Source organism: Streptosporangium sp. G12, assembly GCF_052983175.1.
This window is the reverse complement of sequence record NZ_JBRIQO010000004.1, coordinates 79,337-98,579: the sequence shown is the minus strand read 5'-3', so window position 1 is coordinate 98,579 and position 19,243 is coordinate 79,337. Positions and strand designations below refer to the sequence as shown.

The following is a 19,243-nucleotide window of genomic DNA, read 5'->3' as shown; positions in this document are numbered from 1 at the left end:
CGGCGCGCGTCCCCTTCCCCAGGACGCGCGCCGTCGCGTTTCGCGGGAATTTCGCAGGGGACGCTCAGAGCGCCCCGGCCAGGGCACGGGCCAGGTTGGCGGCGGCGCCGGGCGCGTACCGCAGGAACAGGTACGGCTCGGTGAGCTCGACCTCGATGAGAGCCGGAGCCCCGCCGGCCAGGCGGACCAGGTCCACCCGGGCGTAGAGCACCTCGGGAAACTCGCCCAGCACCCGCTCGGCGAGGGCGAGCTGGTCGGGCTCGGGGACACGGAGCTCCCCGTGGTCGTTGCCCTGTTCCGGCTCGCCCGCGCCCTCCACCAGCATCGCGTTGCGCCGGACGGCGTGACTGAACCGGCCGCCGAAGTACAGCAGCGAGGTCCCCCCCCCTCTCGGTCTCGACCATGTCCAGGTACGGCTGGATCATCGCGGTCCGCCCCCCGGCGGCCAGCCGGGCCGCGTGGGCCTCGGCCTCCTTCCGGTCCCCGGTCCTGATCGTGTCGCGGGCCCCCGCCGAGATCGAGGGCTTGACCACGTACTCGTCCAGGACGGGAAAGTCCACGGCCTCCCCCGGCCCGGCCCAGTAGGTCGGGATGGACGGCACGCCCAGCTCCCGCAGGTAGGTCTTGTCGGTGTTGCGTTCCAGCACGGCCGCCGGATTGAGCAGCCGCGTGACCGACTCCGTCCGGTGGGCCCACGCGAGGAACTCCGCCCGCCGCTCCACGTAGTCCCAGGGCGTACGGACCACGGCGGCGTCGAACGCGGCCCAGTCGACCTCGGGATCGTCCCAGCGCGCGATCCGCCCGGTGATCCCCTCCTCGGCCCACGCCGCGACGGCGACCTCCTTCTCGTCGTCGACCCCGTCCGGGTCGGCGAAGGTCACGTACGCCACGGAAACACCCACGGAAGCCCCTTACGTCAGCACCAAATCAATAGAAGGCACCTTACCTAGAGGCGCGCAGCGGCGAGGCGGTGATCTCAGCGCGCTGGGTGGGGTCGGTGGTGCAGGCGTCCCGGAACCAGGCCATCGCCTTTGCCGTCAGGTACGGCCCGTCGGCGAACTCGCGGTAGCTGTCGGTGTCCTGGCCTGCGCCAGCTCCCAGGCGGCGGGCTCGATGATGTGCTTGTTCATGATGTGCCTTCTTTCGCCATGGATCAGCTACGTGCTTCGCGCGGCACGTAGGCGAAGGTGGGACCGGCGCCGCCGGGCAGCGCCATCAGGGCCTGCGCGTGGGCCCTGAGCGTGAACATGGTGCGGGTGGCGTCCGCGAGCCGCCTCGGGTCGCCGTTGAATGCCTGCTCCAGCAGGTTCAGCAGGGTGCTGTAGGTGGTGTCGAACAGATCCTGCGCAGCCCGTACGGCAGTGCCCGGCTCGGCGGGCCGCGGGTTGGGCGTCATCGGGAGCACACCGGCCCGGTCGAGCACGAGCTCCTCCCCCGTGGGCCCGGATTTCGGGGTGTCGCCCCGCTGGTAGCGGCGGCCGAGCTTGAGCTCCTGGAAGCGGTAGTAGTGGGCGACCTCGTCCCGCTCGGGGTGGAAGACGTCCTGGTCACCGTCCCAGACCTCGCCGCGGGCGTTGCCTTCCCCCTGCTCGACGATCTCCCTGAGCGCGCCGAGCGCGGACTCCAGGTCCTCGACGGCGAACAGCGATCCGGCCGTGTGACGGAAGCGGGCGCCGCTCACCTGCCGGGCCGGGTCGCCGCAGAAGACCTCCTTCTCGCCGAGCGTGTCGCACAGGTGGCGCAGCCCCTGCTCGATCGCCGCGTAGAACTGCCCGATCGTCTCGTAACCGTCGTCCTCCGGCGGCGCGCTCGGCGCCGCCGGCTGCTCCAGGCGCAGGAACATCTCCAGCGCCTCCGACCCGAACGGCACCAGCGACACCTCCAGATCGCTGTGCGGCAGCTTGCGCGGGTGCGGCGACAGCATCTGCGGCATGTCCAGGCGCGGCGTGCCGCCGACGGCGTTGAGCAGGTTCGCCGCCAGCGCCAGATGCAGCATCTCCTCCACGAAGACGCCGCTCACCGCCTCCACCGCCGCCGGGTTACGCTCCGGATCCAGCGAGTACAGCGCCGTCAGGTACGGCGGCAGCGTCGCGTGCTCCAACTCGATCGCCCACTGCAGGTGCTCGCGGAGGCTGCTGAGCGTGTCGATCCGAACCGGTTGTTCGTGGTTCATTCGTGTCATACCTCGGGTTGTTGGCATGGCGGATCGGACCGCCGGCCGGTGGGCCGGCGGCCTGGTTCGATCCTGGGATCAGGCAGCGATGACGGCAGCCGGTGCGTCACGCTGCTGGTACTTCGCGGGTTCAGGACGGGCGCGGCGCGCGGCGGTCCTTGCGCTGGGCCAGCTCGGTCTCTTCCACCAGCGTGAACATGGGCTTGCCCGGCTCGCACAGCATGGTGACCGTGAACCGTAGGGGGACGTCGTCGCGGTTGTTGCCGTCCTGGTAGTGGATGACGTCGCCACCCGGCTCCCAGAACGCCTCACCGGCCCGGATCACCCGCTCGGGCTCCCCTTCCAGCTCCATCAGCATCTCGCCCTCGAGCACGACGCCGAAGGCGGGACCGGGATGGCGGTGCGGAGGCGCGCCCGGGTCTCCGGGCGGGTACTCGATCACCACCGTCATCGCTTGCGCGCCCTCGGGGATGAACGGCGGCTGCGCCTCCTGCAGCACGGTCAGCGCCGTCTGCCACGCGGTCGATCGCGGCTTGTCCATCGCCCGGCCCTACTTCGCGGTGGACTGGTCGAGCCAGTCTTTGTAGGTGATGGTGCCGAGCTGCGCGCCGTCACCGGGCACCAGCGACCGCTCGTCGAGCACGCTGCCGAAGTAGCGCGCCTGCGGGTCGGCGACGACCTCGCGGGTGTCGCCCCAGGCGGCCAGCGCCTTGCGGAAGAACTCGTCCATCTTGTACTGGGTCGGTCCGGCGATCTCGATCCGGGCGTTCAGCGGCGTCCCCACCGCGGTCCTGCCGACCGCCTGGGCCACGTCGTCGCCCGCGATCGGCTGGAACAGCACCGGCGCGATGTGCACCTTGCCGTCGACTGTGGCCTCGTCGGCGATGCCTCGGGCGAACTCGAAGAACTGGGTGGAGTGCACCAGCGAGAACGGGATGCCCGACTTCTCGATCAGCTTCTCCTGGGTGATCTTCGCCGCGAAGTAGCCGTTCTCCGGCATCCGCTCGGTGCCCACGATCGACACCGCGACGTGGTGGCCCACGCCCGCCGCCGCCTCCGCCGCCAGCAGGTTGCCCGTGGAGGTCTGGAAGAACTTCATGACGGCCTCGCGCTCGAACGAGGGCGAGTTCGACACGTCGATCACCACCTGGGCGCCCTTCAGCACCTCGGCCAGGCCCTCGCCGGTCAGCGTGTTGACGCCGGTGTTCGGCGAGGCGGCCACGGCCTCGTGGCCGTGCTCGCCGAGCTTCTTCACCAGCTTCGACCCGATGAGCCCCGTGCCGCCTATGACCACGATCTTCATTACCAGCCCCTTCGTCTTCCGGGACGCTCGTGTGCGCCCCGGTCGTCAGCTAAGACAAGGCAGCCTCCTCAGTTGTGACAGGCGGCCTCGTGTTCGAGGGCGACCTGCTTGTTGGTGGCGCCACCCCCGAGGAGCACCGCCACATCCGCGCCGCCCGCGAACGGCGGGCCGGGTGAGACATGGTCAGGAGGCGAGGCTGATGCCGGCAGGGATGTTCTGCCGGGTCATCTTCGCGTACGGGCACAGCGCGGTCGCCTGCTCCAGCGGCGGGGCGGCCGCCGCCGGTTCTACGCCCGGCCGGTTCACGACGAGGTCGGCGCGCAGCTGGTACCCGCCGTCGGCGGGATCCCTGCCGAAGGCCACGGTGGCCTCCACCGAAATCGTGGCCGGGTCGAGCAGGTGCCGCCTGGCCGGCAGGCGGCGTATCCGGCGGCGAAGAGCTGCTCGGGGTTCGGCCCCAGGTTGTCGCCGCCGAGCTCGTCGGGCATCCGCAGCTCCAGGGAGAGGGTGCCGTCGGCGGACCTGGCCTGGCCGCTGGCCCGCCCGTGGGAGGAGCTGCCGCCGGTCACAGCGACGCGCGTGGAGCAGAGCGGCTTGAACTCCGCCCCGATGTAGTCGTGATCCGTGGAAAGGATCTGGTCGTTCACCGGCATGCCCTTCAGTGCCAACGCTGGAGTTTGTCGGGGTTGAGGACGATCCACACCGCCGTGACCTCGGCTCCGGCCACGCTCACGCTGACCACCGCCACGGCCTTGCCCGCCCGCCGCAGCACGAGCCCTGCCCTGCCGTTCACCGATCCGATCGCCAGATCGGATCCGGGCTGGTCGACCAGCAGCGCCGTGACAACCTGTGCGACCGCGTCCACGCCGTAGGACGGCCGTACCGCGACGCGCACCTTGCCGCCGCCGTCGCTGACGACGATCGCGTCGGCGGCCAGGACCTCCCGCAGCGCCTCGGTGTCGCCCGCCTGGCAGGCTGCGGCGAACCTGCGAGCCACCCGGTCGTGCCTGGCGAGCATCGCCTGGCCATACCCGACCTGGTACGAGGCCGGACCCGGCACGGGTTGGGCCGGGGTCACCGGGCCGCCGGGCATGTGGTCAGGGTCGGTTTCGGGGGCGGCGAGGAGCTCCAGGCAGATGCTTCCCGCTGTCCGCGTCAGCCAGGCGCGCGGCGCCGCGATGGCGGCGCGTTCCTCCTGGTCGAGGGCGTACCAGCGGCGATAGGTCTCCTGGACGATGTGGTCGGCCGTGGTGTCCGAGCCGAACATCCACAGGGCGATCTCGAGCAGGTGCTGCCGTTCGTCGAGCATCTCCGCCAGCGACTCGGCGCCTGCCTCGGTCATGGTCTGCCGCCTCCTTCGGGGTTGGCAAGTAAGACCGGACAGCCCGTTACGTTGTGACAAAGCGGCTCTTAACGGTTAAGGGTGTAGTCGTGGTCCGAACCCGCCGGTCTCGAGCAGGCTTCTGGCGATGTAGTTGGTGAGGTTGCGGAACCCGAGTGCTGAGCCGCGAAGGTGTTCGAGGCGTCCGCTGATCGCCTCCGTGGGCCCGTTGCCGGTGCCGGGCCAGTCGAAGTAGGCGAGCACGTCGTCGGCACGCTTCTTCAGTGTCCGACCGAGCGTGACGACCTCGGCAAGAGCGGCCGGGACACCATGGCTGACTGAGTCGATCAGTGCGGTCATCAGGTCCCGGCCACAGCGGCGGTCTTCGTGGCGGTAGGCGGCGATCATCCGCTGGTGGATGCCCCAGGTCGCCTCGACCTCGACATGCTCCTCGACGGCGAACAGAGCACGCAGCCGGTGGATCTGCTTGTCGGTGAGCAGCCCGGCCCTGGTATGCAGCGTCCGTGGGCCGGTGCCGTCGCGGATCGGCGTGAGGTCGATGATGACCGTGACGTACTTGTCTCCGTGACGGGTGTGCCTCCAGACGTGCCATCTACACCGACGACCAACACGTTGTCGAACCGTGCCGGGTCGCGGTGACACCAACGGTCGGGTTCGACGAACCGGCACGCGAGGACTGTGCGCTCGGGCTCGAGGCGCTGGCCGGTGACGACGAGCCCAAGCTCGTCGAGGCGGCAGAAGGTTGTCAGATCGGGGTGGGCGAACGCATCCAAGCGCTCGCCGACGGTGGCGTCGGGCACGTGGAGGTCTCTCAGGATGAGCGTGGAGGAGCCTTTCCCTCTGGAGACCTCGACATCTATCCCGGGACCGCCGCGCCAGCTACACCTTCATCTGGCGAAGAGCCGCTCTAGCCGCGACTACACCCCAGTCTCTGGGAGTAGGTCATCTGTCGAGGGGTCCGCGATCACGGCCGATGGCGGAAGCTGATGCGCATCAGCCGGCTGTCGGCCCAGTCTTCGAGCCGAGTCGGCCGGATGGTGCCGGGGTCGTGGGGCTGATTGAGATCCGCGACGATCTCCGCCAGCACGGCCTGACGTTCAGCTGGGGCGGTGACCGGCGTGGCCCGTGCAGGCAGATCTGCACGGATCCCGTTCTTGAGGTGGAAGGTGAAGGTGGGATTGGCGAGAAGGTTCGCATGCCAGTCGGTAGCGGCCCCGCCGGCGCCGCTACACAGGTAGGTGGTGCCCACAGCTCGGTAGAAGAAGATCTCGATGCGGCGTGGTCGGCCGGTGCGGCGCCCCAGCGTCGTGATGTCGATGATCCGTTCGCTGGTGCCTGCGGCGGGTGTGATCTCGATGGCTCGCCGGATGTGATCGGGCAGGTGCGACAAAGACGCGTCCCGTACGGAGTCGTTCCATCCGGTCGTGTCTGGACTGCTCATGCGGTCTCGGTCTGAAGGGCGGGCCCGAGGAGGAGTCCACCGTCGATGACGTACTCCGACCCCGTGATGAACGACGCGTCTGATGACGTGAGGAACAGGAGAAGCCGGGTGACGTCGGTCGGCTCTCCAAGTCGGGGGATGGCAAACGGCTCGGGTGAGTAGAAGTCGGCGATTGCCGCGGTGGCGCCAGCTGCTGGTTCTTGGATGAAGGAGGTCGCGATCACGCCGGGGTGGATGGTGTTCACGCGGATGTGGTCCCGGCCGAGCTCGAGCGCTGCCGTTTGGGTGAGACCGCGCACGGCCCACTTGCTGGCGACGTACGGCGCGTAGTGCGCCGTGCCGCCCAGGCCCATTGTCGAGGCGATGTTGACGATGGCTCCCCCTGTTGCGCGGCGCAGAGCGGGGGCGGCGACCTTGATGCCGAGGAAGGTCCCTGTGAGGTTGATGCCGAGGATGCGCGACCACGTGGCCTGGTCCGTCTTCTCGATCGGCGCTGGCGGGTTCTGGACGCCCGCGTTGTTGACGAGCACGTTCAGGGCGCCGAAGGCGCTCTCGGCGGCTAGCACAGCGGCGGACCACGAGCTCTCGTCGGTGACGTCGAGGCGGGTGAAGCGAGCGCGGGTCCCGAGCTCGGCGGCGAGAGCGGCGCCGCGTTCGGCGTCGATGTCGCCGATCACCACGTTCGCTCCCTCCGCATGAAAGGCACGTACGTGGCTCGAGCCTTGGCCACCGGTCCCACCGGTCACGAGCACGGTCTGGTTGTCGAAGCGGCGCATCAGATGTTCCTTCGGTACGTGGATGACTGACCGGGATCATCAGTGATGAACGGCGGCCGATGGTAAGCCGAGTGACTCACCACTGCCCCGACACTAGGTGGGTGGCAATGGTGAGTCAAGCCACTCACCTCGTATACTCGGCCCATGAGCAGGGTCGTGACGACGTATCACCAGCGCATCGCCCAGGAGAAGCGCGCGCTGATCGTGACGGCCGCGACCGCACTGTTCCTCGAGCTGGGCTACGACCGGACGTCACTGGCGCGGATCGCAGAGCGCTCGGGTGTTTCGCGGGCCACCTTGTTCAAGCAGTTTCCGAGCAAGGCTGCCCTGTTCGACGCCATGGTCACCGAGTCCTGGTCAACCGCCGACGAAGAGGATCCTCCGCCGGCAGGCAACGTTGTCGATGGGCTCAGCACCATCGGTCGCCGCTACGCCGAGCTGTTGAGCCGCGCCCAGATGACCGACCTGTTCCGAATCGTCATCGCCGAGCTGCCGCGATTCCCCGAACTCGCCAATGCGCAGTTCTCGCACGGGAAGATGCCCTACTTCGAGTCCGTACGCGGCTACCTCCTAGCCGAGCACGAGGCGGGAACGGTGCGGGTCGAAGACGTGGACCTCGCAGCCACCCAGTTCCTGGGCATGATCTCCAACTACGTCTTCTGGCCGACACTCCTGGTGCCGGGCTGGGAGGTGAGCGCCGAACGCGTCGCTCAGGTGGTCGACGAGGCCGTCCGCACCATCGTCGCCCGGTACGCCGCGACTGGACCAGGGCCGTCTACCAACGACTGAATCCCGCCGACCGCGAATGAGCCCCACCGCCACCAAGGAGCTGCTGCCTAAGCAATCGAGGCTGTGGGCCCCAAGGGCGTTCGCGAGGCGTCCCCGGGACGGACAACGAAGGAGGGAGTGCCGATGTGTCGACCCACCTCGACCATCCTGGCATCAGCACGGCCGACAAGAGTCTCAGCGGCGGACCCGAACGTCCACGGCTCTGCTCCCGGATGGAAACCCCCAACGACAGCATGAGGGGTGGCCCAAGACCCGCAGGCCCAGCCCACGGCTACACCCTCATCTGTGAAGAGCCGACAAAGCGGCTACGAGACCGCTCGAATGCCTCGATCTTGATCGGGTTGAGTATCCACAGCAGGTGGTGGATTCCCTCCCTGGAGGCCTCGATGGCGAGCAGGGCGACGCCGCTGCCGTCCCGGTCGACGAGCACACCTGGCAGGCCGTTCATCTCGACCCACGTGACGGCGGCGCCCGGCCAGAACCACGGCGAGAACGCGGCCACGAACCTGGCCACCCGCTCGCTGCCCAGCACGGGGAACTTCGCCGATCCCCTGATGCCGTCGCCGTCGGAGGAGCTGACGACGTCGGCGGCGAAGAGCTTCTCCAGGGCGCCGACGTTTCCCGTCTGGGCGGCGTCGAGGAAGGTCTCCAGCAGGCGTCGGTGCTCAACCCTGTCGATGGGCTCGTGCCGTACGGCGGTCAGGCGCTTGCGGGCGCGGCTCACGATCTGCCTGACGTTGACGGGGGTGAGCCGGAGGATCTCCGCGATCTGCGGGTAGGGGTAGTCGAAGGCCTCGCGCAGGACGTACGCGGCGCGCTCGGTGGGATTGAGCCTTTCCATCAGCAGCAGGACGGCCAGCTCCAGCGCTTCGCCCCGTTCCGCGCCGACGGTGGGGTCAAGGCTGGTGTCGACGGGTTCCGGCAGCCAGGGGCCGATGTAGGATTCGCGCCGCACGCGCGCCGACCGGGCCAGATTGATGGCCAGCCGGGTGGTGACCAGCGCCAGGAAGGCCGGCGGGTTCTCGATGGTCTCGCGGTCGGTGTCCTGCCAGCGCAGCCACGCCTCCTGGACGATGTCCTCGGCCTCGGCCGCGCTGCCGAGCATCCGGTACGCGATGCCGAACAGCCGCGGGCGCAGCTCGATGAAGGCGGACGCCGCTCGATCGAGAGCGTCCGCCTGTTCCGGGGATTCCGCGTTCATGTGCCCCACATCGATTCGCCCGTTGGCCTGGGCAGGGGTTCGTCAACCTCGCGCGTGGTCGGCAGCCTCGAGGATAGTCGCTGTCACGGCGTCGGGCTGGGAGGCCGCGAGCGCGTGGGAGGCGCCGGCGACCTCGCGGGTGCCGCGCGAGTCCGCGCGCTCGGCCATGAAGCGCAGTGCGGCGGCCGGAATGTTGAGGTCCTTGTCGCCGTGGACGAACCAGGACGGGATGGTGCGCCAGGGCGCCTCGTCGACGGCGAGCCCGTCGGACAGGGCGCGCTCGGTCACCGGCCGCTGGGTCGCGGCCATCAGCGTGGCCTCCTCGGTGTCGAGGTCGGCGCAGAACTGGCGGTGGAACTTCGCGGGGTCGATGCGGAACTCGTTGCCGCCGGAGGCCACCGGGTAGGCCTGCAGCGCCTGGCCGAGCGTGCTGCCCTCGAACTTGCTCGACAGCAGCAGCGCGCTCTCGCCGGGCTCGGGGGCGAAGGCGGCGACGTAGACCAGGGCGCGCACGGCCGGGTTGCCCGCCGCCGCCTGGCTGATCACCATGCCGCCATAGGAATGGCCGGCCAGAACGACAGGGCCGTCGATGCCATTGATCACGTCGCGCAGGTAGGTGGCGTCGCCCTCCACGCTGCGCAGCGGGTTGGCCACGGCGACCGTGGTGAGCTGGTTGCTGCGCAGGCGCTGGATGACGCGGTTCCAGCTGGCCGACTCGGCGAAGGCGCCGTGGACGAGGAGGACGACGGGTTGGTTCATGGGATTGCCTTTCTGGTCGTTCATTCGTGGAAGCCGATCTCGCGGTGGGTGCCGTCGCACAGTGGTTTGTTGCCGGAGTGGCCGCAACGGCACAGCGTCATCCGGTTCCTGGTCTCCAGGGGCCGGCCGTCCGACCGGGTGACGGGTATGCCGCCGGTCACCCAAAGCGCGCTGGCCAGGCCGCCCTCCTCCTCCAGCACCGAGATGGCGCGCGGGAGGTCGGCTTCGATCGTCTCTCCGCCGCGTTCGAGGGCGTAGCTGTAGGAGCCGGAGGGGCAGTGATCGATGCGGCCCATGATGTTCGAGCGCACGTCGCTGTCGGCGGTGTCGTCGAGCGTCTCGGCGATGGGCCTGGTGCGGCCGATGCAGAAGGCGGCGTGGATGCACAGCTCGCCCACCCGCTGCGCGGAGATGCCGACGCCGTCGTGCACGTGCTGCAGCTCCTGGTAGGGCCGCATCGGTGTGGCCTCGGTGCCGTCGAAGCCGATCGCGGCGTGGGTGCCGTCGCAGAACGGCTTGGCGCCCGAATGGCCGCAGCGGCACAGCGCATAGATCTCCTCGGTCTCCAGCGGCTCGCCGGTCTTCCAGGTGAGCGCGTTCTTCTGCTCGGCGGAGACGATCTTCCGCTTGCGCCGCAGGGGGATGCGGCCGTACACGACGTACGGCCCGTTGCGGAGCACGACGATCCGCTGGTGGTCGCCCGCGCTCCAGCGGCGCAGCTCGGGCGGGACGTACTCGAAGGTGGGGCCGCCCAGCCGCATCAGCTTCTGCGCCTGGGCCCTGAGCGCGTACATCTCCCCGGTAGCGACGGCGAGCATCGTCGGGCTGCCGTTGAAGGCGACCTCCAGCAGGTGCAGGATCGCACAGTAGGTGTGGTTGAACTCCTCCTGCGCGGCGCGGTCCGCAGGGTTGGGCGTCAGGAGGAACACCCCGGTGAGATCCACCGAGAGCTTCTCACCGGTGGGCCCGGACTCAGGGGTGTCCCCGCGCCGGTAGCGGCGGCCGAGCTTCAGCTCCATGAAGCGGTAGTAATGGGCGACCTCGTCCTGGTCACCGTCCCAGACCTCGCTGCGGGCGGTGCCCTCCCCCTGCTCGACGATCTCCTCAAGCGCGTCCAGCGCGGAGGCGAGGTCGGTGACGGCGACCAGCCTGCCGCCGGTATGGCGGAAGTGGCCGTCGCTCACCTGCCGGGCCGGGTCGCCGGAGAAGACCTCCTTCTCGCCGAGCGTGTCGCACAGGTAGCGCAACCCCTGCTCGATCGCGGCGTAGAACTGCCCGATGGTCTCGTAGTTGTCGTCCTCCGGCGGTGCGCCGGGCGGTGCGGGCTGTTCCAGGCGCAGGAACATCTCCAGCGCCTCCGGGCCGAACGGCACCAGCGACAGCTCGAGGTCGCCGTGGGGCAGCTTGCGGGGGTGAGGCGGCAGCATCTCGGGCGTGTCGAGCCGCGGGGCGCCGCCGACGGCGTTGAGCAGGTTCGCCGCCAGCGCCAGGTGCAGCATCTCCTCCACGAAGACGCTGCTCACCACCTCGACGGCCGCCGGGTTGCGCTCCGGGTCGAGGGAGTACAGCGCGGTCAGGTACGGCGGCAGCGTCGCGTGCTCCAGCTCGATCGCCCACTGCAGGTGCTCGCGGAGGCCGGCGAGCGTGTCGATCCGCGGCTCAGGCAACGTCGTCACCCGGCCGCGGGCCGTCCTCCAGCACCTCGACCGCGTCGCGCAGCACCCGCAGAGCGATCTTCTCGCGCTCGACGTCCGTCGGGTCGTACAGCCACTCGGTGACCGGCTGCCCCATCTCCTCCTCAGGGTGGCTGGCCTCGGCGATGATCAGCTCCTCCTCGATCTCGACGTGGAGCTCGTACAGGAACTCGTTCTCACCGTTCGGGGTGCTCATGTCTCCTCCATGGGTTCTACGGCCGGCCTGCTGACCGCGTGGATCAGCCGGACGGCGATCTGGCCGGTGGCGAACAGGCGGGCGACTACCGCGGCGACCTGGTCGGCGCGCCACGACCACTACAGAGGCGCCCGGCCGGGCTGGTCGAGCTGCTCGAGAACCTCGAGCCCGATCGTCGAACTCGGCGACCATCGCCGACGCGGTCACAACAACTTCCCCCGTTCAGTGATGTGGCCCGATCGCCAGCTAAGACAGGACAGCCCTGGCACCTGTGACAAGATCCGGCTACTCGACGAGCTTTCCCACGGCCGAGACCTCGCGCATGAGCGCCGCGATCTCGGCGGGAATCGGCGGGATGCTCTCCCGCTCCACCGATCCGGGGCCGGACCAACGAGGTTGACCTGCAGCGCGGGGGCGAGTTCCGGGTGGTCGGAGCGGGAGAGCATCCGCGTTCTCCGGCGCGATGAGACCAGATGGGTGGAACTGCACCAGCTCGGGGTCGCGGACGCGGCAGCCGGCCAGGCCGGCCAGGCGGAAGGAGTCGCCGGTGTTCTCATCACGCCGGGAGGAGGTGCGCCGCCAGATCCGGGTGTGCCCGCCCACGGCCAGGATCACCGCATCGGCATGGATGACGTAGCGGCTGCCGTCGGTCAGGTTGAACCCGTACGCGCCGAAGACCGCGTTGTCGCACGATGCGCACCGTCTCGGGGCTGGCCGGCAGGTAACTCTCCTTGAGAGTGTCGGCCGCGTGCTACTGCCAGGTGTCCTCGGGGTCCATCGTGGCGAGGGCCGCGTTGATGCCGCCCGCCGCGAGCGAGGTGTGCGCGTCCGCCTTCGGCCGTTTGCCGACCGCGAGGACATCCACCCCGCGCTCGGCGAGTTCGATGGCCGCCCGCAGCCCGGCCCCTCCGGTCCCGATGACCAGGACGGACGTGGCGATTCTGTTCTCTGATGCGTGCATGATGCTCCTTCAGCCACGTGCCGCCCAGATGGCGACAGCGACCAGCGCGACGCAGGCGGTCGCGATCAGCGCGACCACGGCGGCCACCCCGATCCACGGCGCCGCGAGCGGCGACAACACGACGGCGCCGACGCACCCCGCCACGGCGGTGCGGGGAATGACGGAGTCCGCGTCGACCAGCGCGTGCACCGCCCGGAGCAGGATGAGATACACCCCGACCGGGATGGCGACCGCGTAGCCGATCGCCATCGGCGATGCCGCCACCTGGCGCCCGCTCTGCTCCACCGCCACCTCGAGCCCGGCGCCAAGAGTCGCCAGCGCGGCGAAGACGCCGAAGTGGCCGTACCCCCACCAGTACGACCGATGACGCCGGTCGCTGAGCCCCTCCCCTGCCTCGACCAGGAAGTACAGCCACCACAGGGCGAACAGCAGGACGAGACCGGATCCGGCGATGACGACGAGGGGACCCGCTTCGAGCGCCCCTTCAACCCCTCTGCTCGCGGCCAGGACACTCTCGCCCAGCAGGATGATCGTGAACAGGCCGTAGCGCTCGGCGATGTGGTGCGGGTGCCAGGTGGTTGCCCTGACCCGCTCCGCCCACCACGGCACCGCCAGCTCCAGGACGACCAGGCAGGCGAAGAACGGCAGCTGGAGTGACGCCGGCAGGAGGCCCGCCTCCGCGAGAGCGAGCCGGAGCAACCAGCCCAACTCGACCAGACCTATGCCCGCGGCGTAGCGGAGCCCCGTACGGCGGCTCGCCGGGTCTTCGAACGCGGCCCTCAGCCATTGGGCTACAAGCCCGATCCTCATGATGAGGTAGCCCAGGGTGATGATCCCGTAGTCGGAGTGGTCGGCCGCGGCGGGCACGCCGGCGGCGAGGACCAGCACCCCCGCCATCTGCACCATGGTCAGCAGCCGGTAGGGAACGTCGTCGGTGTCGTAGGACGAGGCGAACCAGGTGAAGTTCATCCACGCCCACCAGATCGCGAAGAACACCTGGAGGAACGGGACCAGCCCGGCCAGGCCATGACCTTCAGCGATGGCGTGCGCGAACTGCGCCGTGATGGCCGCGACCGCGACCACGAAGGTGAGATCGAAGAGGAGCTCGAGCTGGCTCGACGCGCGATGCGGCTCGTCGACGGGCCGCGAGCTCATCCTGACCCGGATCCGGGTGGTGGTCCTGGTTGAGGGCACGCTCACGCTCCTGTCGCTCTTGCGGCGTTCGGTTCGCCAAGAAAGACCGGACGGAGTCGCGATCTGTGACAGCTCGTCGCGGTGGTCGTCACAAGTCGGGAGGCCACTCCTCGACCTCGGGCCGGATCGCGTCGGCCCAACGCCGGTGTCTACGCCGCGACGAAGTTCGGCATCACCGCCTTCTCCGGATCGCTGCGGCAGGAGGTCACCACCCAGGGCCTACGTGTCGTGATCATCGAGCCCGGCTTCGTCGCCACCGAGCTGGCCAGTCACATCACCCACCCCGCGATCGGGGACATGGCGCGGGAAATGGTCGTCTCCATGCGCACCCTGCGACCCGAGGACATCCGCCCGTGCGGTCGTCTTCGCGATCACCCAGCCGAACCACGTCGCGGTCAACGAGATCCTCGTCCGCCCAACGGATCAGACACAGCAGACACGCGGCGGCCGGCGCGGCCACCCGGGGGAGCAGGGGTAGTCGGGGCACGAATGATCTCCGTTTTTCGCCACACCCCAGGGGTGCTTTCCGCGGCGCGGGAGCATGATCACAACGAGCAGTCCCGCTCCCGGTGCTCGTCGAGTGCGCGGAGCACGTCGGCGCAGGCCTGCGCGAAGCCGGCCAGCCGCTCAGGCCCCAGCACGTCGACGAACAGGGCGTGAACCATCTCGGTGTGCTCGGGGACGGCCTTGTTGATCGCCGCGTAGCCCTTGTCGGTGAGCCGCACGTCGGGGTAGCGGCGGTCGTTGGAGTCCACTCGCTCGACCAGCCCGCGTTGCGCCATCCGGGTGAGCTGGTGGGACAGGCGGCTCTTCTCCCACTGGGTCGCGGCGGCCACCTCCGCGACGGGCATCTCCCGCCGCTCCGACTCCGTGAGCCGGACCAGGACCTCGAAGTCGGCCGCGGACAGGTTGCACTCGCGCTGCAGGTGCTGCTGCAGGTGCGAGCCGAGGTGCTTGGCCATTTCGATGTACGTGCGCCACATCCGGTCGGCCTCGCCGAGTTCCTGTTCCCATCCCATGACGCCCACTCTACCCTTTGCTTGACGCATCAACCTGGCGCTGTATGGTGGCTGGGTTGATACATCAATCTGAACACGTGAGGGTTTTGTCTCTATGAGCGAGCAGCAGATCATCGCCGTGGTGGGTGCGACCGGAGCGCAAGGGGGCGGGCTGGTCCGCGCGATCCTCGAGGACCGCAGTGGGCGGTTCGCCGCGCGAGCCCTGACCCGGGACCCGGGCTCGGCGCGGGCCGGGGAGCTGGCCGCGCTCGGGGCCGAGGTCGTCGGGGCCGATCTCGACGACGCGGGCAGCCTGCGCAAGGCGTTCGACGGCGCCCACGGCGCCTTCGTGGTGACCAACTTCTGGGAGCCTCGCACGCCCGAGGAGGAGCGGGCGCGGCCCGCGACCACCAAGGAGCAGGAGCAGGCCGGCAACGCGGCGCGGGCGGGACAGGAGGCCGGTGTACGGCATTTCGTCTGGTCCACGCTGTCCGACACCCGCAGCTACTTCCGGCCGGGCGACGGGACGCCGAGCTTCGAGGGCTCGTATAAGGTGCCGCACGCCGACGGCAAGGCCGAGGCCGACCGGTTCTTCCTGGAGTCGGGCGTGCCCACCACCTTCCTGCAGGCGAACGTCTACTACGAGGCGTTCCGGGACATGTTCGCGCCCCGGCGTGACGAGACGGGCGCGCTGGTGCTGCCGCTCGGGTTCGGCGAGGCGCGGGTGGCCGCGCAGGCCGCGGAGGACGTCGGCAGGACCGCGCTGGGGATCTTCCGCCACGGGATCGGGATGGCCGGCAGGCGGGTGAGCGTCGCCGGGTCCGTGCTCACCGGCGCGCAGTACGCCGCCGCGCTGAGCCTGGCGCTCGGCGAGCCCGTCACCTACCAGGCGGTCAGCCCCGACATGATCCGGGCCGCGGGGTTCCCGGGCGCGGGCGAGGTCGGCAACATGCTCCAGTACCTGATCGCGGCCGCCCCGGACATCGCCGAGCTCATCGACGTCGAGCTGCTGCGCGAGCTCAACCCGAGGCTGCAGTCGTTCGACACGTGGCTGGCCGCCCACCGCGACACCATCCCGCGCTGACCGGCACCCGTCCCCTCCCCGCGCGTGGTCGCCCCCGGGTAACGTCGCGGAGCCGTGTCACAAGATCGGGAGCTGCCCTGTCTACAGGTTTGCTGGAGTAGTAAGACGCATCGTCGGCTAGGTGGAACCTGCCGTACGTCAGCGAAGAGGCCGCAGGAGATTTCGGAGGCCGTTCTCAGATCGCGGACAGGTCCGCGGCGATGTCCGCCGCCGGCGCGTTCCGTGCCCGGCTCCAGGAGGTCCCGGCCCACAGGTGCAGTGCCTCGGCGTCCCCGTGGGCCGCCGCGGCGCGCCGCAGCGGCGCCGTCAGGTGGTGGAGCTGCGGATAGGCCGCGGGGGCCCGGGTGGAGTACTCCGTCATGAACCGGTTGGCCAGGCCGCGCGCCGGACGTCCGGTGAAGGCCCTGGTGACGGCGGTGTGGGTGAAGCGGGGATCGGTCAGCGCCGCACGGTGGACCGCGCCGGTGCCGCTCTCGGGGCAGAGCAGGAAAGCGGTGCCCGCCGCGGCCGCGACCGCTCCCGCGGACAGGACCCGGGAGACGTCGGCGGCCGTGGTGACGCCACCGGCCGCGACGAGGGGAAGCCGTGACGCCTCCCGTACCCGGGACAGCAGGCGCTCCAGGCTCATCGCCTCGACGTCCGCGTTGGTGAACGACCCGCGGTGGCCACCCGCCTCCTCCCCCTGGACGCACAGAACGTCGGCCGCCGAGGCCAGCCGCGCCTCGGCGGCCGACGTCACCGTGACCATCACCGTGGTCCCCCTGTCGCGGAACGCCCGGATCAGCTCGTCCTCCGGACAGCCGAACGTGAAACTCACCACCGCGGGCGGGTCCGCCAGCAGATCCGCGACCTTGGCCGGGAAATCGTCGTCGCCTCCACGCGGAACCCCCAGATCGGCGCCCAGCCGCAGCGCCTCCCCCTCGATGACCCGCGCGTAGGCGTCGATCTCGGCCTGATCGACGTCGTCGGCCGTGGGCATGAACACGTTCACCCCGAACGGGCGGGAGGTGAGCTCGCGCGTCCGCTCGATCTCCTGGCGCGTCTGCGCGGCCGTCTTGTAGCCGGCCGCGAGAAAGCCCAGACCGCCGGCCTCGGACACGGCCGCGGCCAGTTCGGGCGTGGACGCCCCACCGGCCATGGGAGCCTGCACGACCGGAAGCCTGAACGGCCACGGCACCGGATCGGACATCGGCATCTCCTCCCCCGGCACCTTCGTGGCCCTGCCACCGGCGCCGCGACGGCGAACGGGACCCGACGGCCACACCACCCGGGCACACCACGGGCGGTGTCCCCGTCGTCCCCGTTGTCTCCGTCAGGCTCTGGAAGCCTATGCCACCGCCCGGCGCCACCTCGCTCCAGGTCAGGCGCCCGGCGATGCCCGGCCGGGCGGCCGGGCGGCCGTCGGTGGCAGGTGGGGCGGTTCGATCGGGGAGGTCACGCGTCGTCCGGCAGCGGTTCGCCGGTCTCCAGCAGCGACTTCAGGCTCGCCACCACGTTCGGCCAGCCGTGGCTGACCATCTCGGCCAGGCTCGATCCGGGCTCGAAGCCGTCGTGCACGATGGTGAGTTTCACGACCTGCGAGGCCTCCTCGATCGTGAAGGTGACCTTCGAGCGGGCCTCGCCGGACAGCCGGTCGAACAGCTCCTCGTCCCAGTCGAAGCGCTTGGCGAGCTCCGGGGTGATGGTGTGCCAGGTGTAGGAGAGCCGGCTGTAGGGTTCGGCCTCCAGCACGACCTGCTCCGGGTCGCTGATCAGCACGCCGTGGTTGTCCCAGGTCATCGGCGAGCCGACGGACCAGTCCGTGGTGAACTCCGTGGCCCAGTAGCGGCGGGTGAAGGCGGGCTCGGTCAGCGCCTGCCAGAGCTTCTGCGGGGTGGTGCGGATGTAGGTGGTGTAGACGAAGGTCGGCGCGTCCATCGGGGTCTCCTCCAGGGCGAGTTTCAGGTCCGCCAGGGCTTGGACCCTGGCGCGGTCGTAGCGGCTGATCCACCGGTGGGCGATCTCGTGCACGGGCGCGGCGTTGAGGTAGTGCAGCTTCTCCCGGCCCCGCCGCACGGTGGCGACGAGCCCGGCCTCCTCCAACACCGCGAGGTGCTTGCTGACGGACTGCCTGGCCATGTCGAGTCCGGCGCACAGCTCGCGCAGCGTCTGCCCGTTGCGGGCGTTGAGCGAGTCGAGCAGCGCGCGCCGGCTCGGATCGGCCAGTGCCTTGAACACCTCGTCCATGCCCGCCCCCGTACCCAGGTTGCCGCTTGTCGATATGCAGCCTTTCGGCTGCCTTTAAATTAGGCAGCCATATGGCTGCCTGTCAAGCCACGCGACCATGACGGACGGACCATGTGTCAAAGGTTCTAAGCTCCGCGAACCGGTTCCGGGTCGGGAGTGTCGAGGAGGAGCTTGGCGACGGCGTCGCCGATGTCGGCGGGGTCCCAGCGGGCGCCCCGGTCGGCACGGGGACCGCGCCGCCGGCCGTCGGCGAGGGAGACGGCCCCGCCCTCGACCTCGAAGACCCTGCCGGTGACGTGCCGGGATCCGGCCGAACCGAGCCAGGTCACCAGCGGCGCGATGTTGGCCGGGTGCATGGCGTCGAAGCCGTCCGCCGGCCCGGCCGTCGTCGTGGTGAGGACCCCTTCGGTCATCCGGGTGCGGGCGGTCGGGACGATCGCGTTCACCGTGACGCCGTAGCGGCCGAGCTCCGCCGCGGCGACCCGGCTGAGTGCCACGACGCCCGCCGTGGCCGCGGAGTGGTTGCCCTGGCCGACGCCGCCGAACAGCCCCGCCCCGGAGGAGGTGTTGATCACCCGGGCGTCCACGGGGTCACCCGCCTCCGACCGCTCCCGCCAGTGGGCGCCCGCGTGCCGCAGCGGCAGGAAGTGGCCCTTGAGATGGACCCGGATCACGTCGTCCCAATCCTGCTCGGTCATCGAGACCAGCATCCGGTCACGGACGAAGCCGGCGTTGTTGACCAGGACGTCCAGCCGCCCGAAGGCGCTCAGCGCCGTCTTGACCAGGCGGGCCGCGCCACCCCACTCGGTGACGTCGTCGCTGTTGGCCACGGCCCGGCCGCCCAGGTCGCGGATCTCCTCGACCACCTCCAGGGCCGGCCCCGCGGAACGCCCGTCGCCCTCGCGGCCGGTGCCGAGGTCGTTGACCACGACCCTGGCCCCCTGCCTGGCGAACTCCAGGGCGTGCTCCCTGCCGATGCCGCGCCCGGCGCCGGTCACGATCACCACACGCCCGTCACAGATCCCGCCCATGCCAGGCCCCTTTCGCCGCGATCATGCAGAGTTTCCCGGCTGTTCATCTTTCATGTCTAGATGCGATCTTTAACC

The 19,243-nt window shown here is 70.0% G+C and carries 24 protein-coding genes and 2 pseudogenes; 5 read left to right on the top strand and 21 right to left on the bottom strand.

The genetic code is table 11. From position 1 onward, the window contains the following. Positions 1 to 64: 64 nt before the first annotated feature. Positions 65 to 325: a hypothetical protein gene (locus ACVCAG_RS07525; protein ID WP_440082983.1), complete on the bottom strand. Its 261-nt coding sequence runs from the start codon at positions 323 to 325 to the stop codon at positions 65 to 67. Positions 326 to 402: 77 nt separating this feature from the next. Between ACVCAG_RS07525 and ACVCAG_RS07520 the strand changes: the two genes are divergently transcribed. Continuing rightward, positions 403 to 585 (top strand): hypothetical protein, encoded by a 183-nt coding sequence (locus ACVCAG_RS07520; RefSeq protein ID WP_440082982.1) that lies wholly within the window; start codon positions 403 to 405, stop codon positions 583 to 585. A 568-nt stretch (positions 586 to 1,153) separates the two neighbouring features. On the opposite strand, the gene ACVCAG_RS07515 is transcribed toward ACVCAG_RS07520, so the two are convergent. From ACVCAG_RS07515 to ACVCAG_RS07485, 7 genes and pseudogenes are all read right to left on the bottom strand, one after another. Beyond that, complete coding sequence (locus tag ACVCAG_RS07515) at positions 1,154 to 2,173, bottom strand: ferritin-like domain-containing protein (RefSeq protein ID WP_440082981.1); 1,020 nt, start codon at positions 2,171 to 2,173, stop codon at positions 1,154 to 1,156. A gap of 130 nt (positions 2,174 to 2,303) precedes the next feature. Beyond that, positions 2,304 to 2,714, bottom strand: coding sequence for a cupin domain-containing protein (locus tag ACVCAG_RS07510; RefSeq protein WP_440082980.1), 411 nt, complete (start codon positions 2,712 to 2,714; stop codon positions 2,304 to 2,306). A 9-nt stretch (positions 2,715 to 2,723) separates the two neighbouring features. Beyond that, a complete protein-coding gene (locus ACVCAG_RS07505; protein ID WP_440082979.1) occupies positions 2,724 to 3,476 on the bottom strand; it encodes an NAD-dependent epimerase/dehydratase family protein in 753 nt (250 codons plus the stop codon). Between the two features lie 183 nt (positions 3,477 to 3,659). Further along, on the bottom strand, positions 3,660 to 3,839 hold the full coding sequence (locus tag ACVCAG_RS07500) for a hypothetical protein (protein ID WP_440082978.1): 180 nt from the start codon (positions 3,837 to 3,839) through the stop codon (positions 3,660 to 3,662). Continuing rightward, positions 3,779 to 4,144: a hypothetical protein gene (locus tag ACVCAG_RS07495; protein ID WP_440082977.1), complete on the bottom strand. Its 366-nt coding sequence runs from the start codon at positions 4,142 to 4,144 to the stop codon at positions 3,779 to 3,781. The genes ACVCAG_RS07500 and ACVCAG_RS07495 overlap by 61 nt, the downstream gene beginning before the upstream one ends. After that, a complete protein-coding gene (locus tag ACVCAG_RS07490; RefSeq protein WP_440082976.1) occupies positions 4,135 to 4,818 on the bottom strand; it encodes a hypothetical protein in 684 nt (227 codons plus the stop codon). The genes ACVCAG_RS07495 and ACVCAG_RS07490 overlap by 10 nt, the downstream gene beginning before the upstream one ends. 75 nt (positions 4,819 to 4,893) lie before the next feature. Beyond that, positions 4,894 to 5,567, bottom strand: a pseudogene (locus ACVCAG_RS07485) (transposase). Between ACVCAG_RS07485 and ACVCAG_RS07480 the strand changes: the two are divergent. Continuing rightward, positions 5,454 to 5,729 carry a hypothetical protein gene (locus ACVCAG_RS07480; protein ID WP_447189719.1) on the top strand — a complete coding sequence of 92 codons (276 nt, stop codon included), beginning with the start codon at positions 5,454 to 5,456 and terminating at the stop codon, positions 5,727 to 5,729. The pseudogene ACVCAG_RS07485 and the gene ACVCAG_RS07480 overlap by 114 nt on opposite strands. 53 nt (positions 5,730 to 5,782) lie before the next feature. Here ACVCAG_RS07480 and ACVCAG_RS07475 read toward each other — a convergent pair whose 3' ends face one another. Together ACVCAG_RS07475 and ACVCAG_RS07470 are read right to left on the bottom strand one after the other, a co-directional pair. Beyond that, entirely contained in the window at positions 5,783 to 6,259 is a 477-nt protein-coding gene (locus tag ACVCAG_RS07475) for a nitroreductase/quinone reductase family protein (RefSeq protein ID WP_440082975.1), read from the bottom strand. After that, positions 6,256 to 7,035, bottom strand: coding sequence for a glucose 1-dehydrogenase (locus ACVCAG_RS07470; protein WP_440082974.1), 780 nt, complete (start codon positions 7,033 to 7,035; stop codon positions 6,256 to 6,258). The genes ACVCAG_RS07475 and ACVCAG_RS07470 overlap by 4 nt, the downstream gene beginning before the upstream one ends. Before the next feature lie 144 nt (positions 7,036 to 7,179). Here ACVCAG_RS07470 and ACVCAG_RS07465 point away from each other — a divergent pair, with 144 nt between their 5' ends. Further along, the gene (locus tag ACVCAG_RS07465) at positions 7,180 to 7,824 is read left to right on the top strand and encodes a TetR/AcrR family transcriptional regulator C-terminal domain-containing protein (protein ID WP_440082973.1); all 645 of its coding nucleotides are present in this window, start codon (positions 7,180 to 7,182) and stop codon (positions 7,822 to 7,824) included. A gap of 271 nt (positions 7,825 to 8,095) precedes the next feature. On the opposite strand, the gene ACVCAG_RS07460 is transcribed toward ACVCAG_RS07465, so the two are convergent. From ACVCAG_RS07460 to ACVCAG_RS07430, 7 genes and pseudogenes are all read right to left on the bottom strand, one after another. Beyond that, positions 8,096 to 9,025, bottom strand: a complete 930-nt coding sequence (locus ACVCAG_RS07460) for an RNA polymerase sigma-70 factor (protein ID WP_440082972.1) — start codon at positions 9,023 to 9,025, stop codon at positions 8,096 to 8,098. A 42-nt stretch (positions 9,026 to 9,067) separates the two neighbouring features. Further along, positions 9,068 to 9,784: an alpha/beta fold hydrolase gene (locus ACVCAG_RS07455; protein WP_440082971.1), complete on the bottom strand. Its 717-nt coding sequence runs from the start codon at positions 9,782 to 9,784 to the stop codon at positions 9,068 to 9,070. Positions 9,785 to 9,804: 20 nt separating this feature from the next. After that, positions 9,805 to 11,460 carry a ferritin-like domain-containing protein gene (locus ACVCAG_RS07450; protein ID WP_440082970.1) on the bottom strand — a complete coding sequence of 552 codons (1,656 nt, stop codon included), beginning with the start codon at positions 11,458 to 11,460 and terminating at the stop codon, positions 9,805 to 9,807. Continuing rightward, positions 11,444 to 11,674, bottom strand: a complete 231-nt coding sequence (locus ACVCAG_RS07445; protein WP_440082969.1) for a hypothetical protein — start codon at positions 11,672 to 11,674, stop codon at positions 11,444 to 11,446. Before ACVCAG_RS07445 ends, ACVCAG_RS07450 begins: the two co-directional genes overlap by 17 nt. A 285-nt stretch (positions 11,675 to 11,959) precedes the next feature. Beyond that, a pseudogene (locus ACVCAG_RS07440) lies at positions 11,960 to 12,349 on the bottom strand (FAD-binding protein); the annotation flags it as partial. Between the two features lie 76 nt (positions 12,350 to 12,425). Beyond that, positions 12,426 to 12,635, bottom strand: coding sequence for an FAD-dependent oxidoreductase (locus ACVCAG_RS07435; protein ID WP_440082968.1), 210 nt, complete (start codon positions 12,633 to 12,635; stop codon positions 12,426 to 12,428). Between the two features lie 9 nt (positions 12,636 to 12,644). Next, positions 12,645 to 13,829, bottom strand: a complete 1,185-nt coding sequence (locus tag ACVCAG_RS07430; RefSeq protein WP_440082967.1) for a low temperature requirement protein A — start codon at positions 13,827 to 13,829, stop codon at positions 12,645 to 12,647. A gap of 81 nt (positions 13,830 to 13,910) precedes the next feature. On the opposite strand from ACVCAG_RS07430, the gene ACVCAG_RS07425 reads away from it, so the two are divergent. Beyond that, entirely contained in the window at positions 13,911 to 14,489 is a 579-nt protein-coding gene (locus ACVCAG_RS07425; protein ID WP_440082966.1) for an SDR family NAD(P)-dependent oxidoreductase, read from the top strand. Here the strand turns inward: ACVCAG_RS07425 and ACVCAG_RS07420 are convergent. After that, on the bottom strand, positions 14,375 to 14,848 hold the full coding sequence (locus ACVCAG_RS07420; protein ID WP_440082965.1) for a MarR family transcriptional regulator: 474 nt from the start codon (positions 14,846 to 14,848) through the stop codon (positions 14,375 to 14,377). The genes ACVCAG_RS07425 and ACVCAG_RS07420 overlap by 115 nt on opposite strands. A 94-nt stretch (positions 14,849 to 14,942) precedes the next feature. On the opposite strand from ACVCAG_RS07420, the gene ACVCAG_RS07415 reads away from it, so the two are divergent. Continuing rightward, positions 14,943 to 15,911, top strand: coding sequence for an NmrA family NAD(P)-binding protein (locus ACVCAG_RS07415; RefSeq protein WP_440082964.1), 969 nt, complete (start codon positions 14,943 to 14,945; stop codon positions 15,909 to 15,911). Positions 15,912 to 16,086: 175 nt separating this feature from the next. Here the strand turns inward: ACVCAG_RS07415 and ACVCAG_RS07410 are convergent, their stop codons facing one another. The 3 genes from ACVCAG_RS07410 to ACVCAG_RS07400 form a co-directional block, all read right to left on the bottom strand. Further along, the gene (locus tag ACVCAG_RS07410) at positions 16,087 to 17,100 is read right to left on the bottom strand and encodes a nitronate monooxygenase (protein ID WP_440082963.1); all 1,014 of its coding nucleotides are present in this window, start codon (positions 17,098 to 17,100) and stop codon (positions 16,087 to 16,089) included. Positions 17,101 to 17,345: 245 nt separating this feature from the next. Then, complete coding sequence (locus ACVCAG_RS07405) at positions 17,346 to 18,137, bottom strand: metalloregulator ArsR/SmtB family transcription factor (RefSeq protein ID WP_440082962.1); 792 nt, start codon at positions 18,135 to 18,137, stop codon at positions 17,346 to 17,348. A 125-nt stretch (positions 18,138 to 18,262) separates the two neighbouring features. Continuing rightward, positions 18,263 to 19,168, bottom strand: coding sequence for an SDR family oxidoreductase (locus ACVCAG_RS07400; protein WP_440082961.1), 906 nt, complete (start codon positions 19,166 to 19,168; stop codon positions 18,263 to 18,265). Between the last annotated feature and the right edge of the window lie 75 nt (positions 19,169 to 19,243).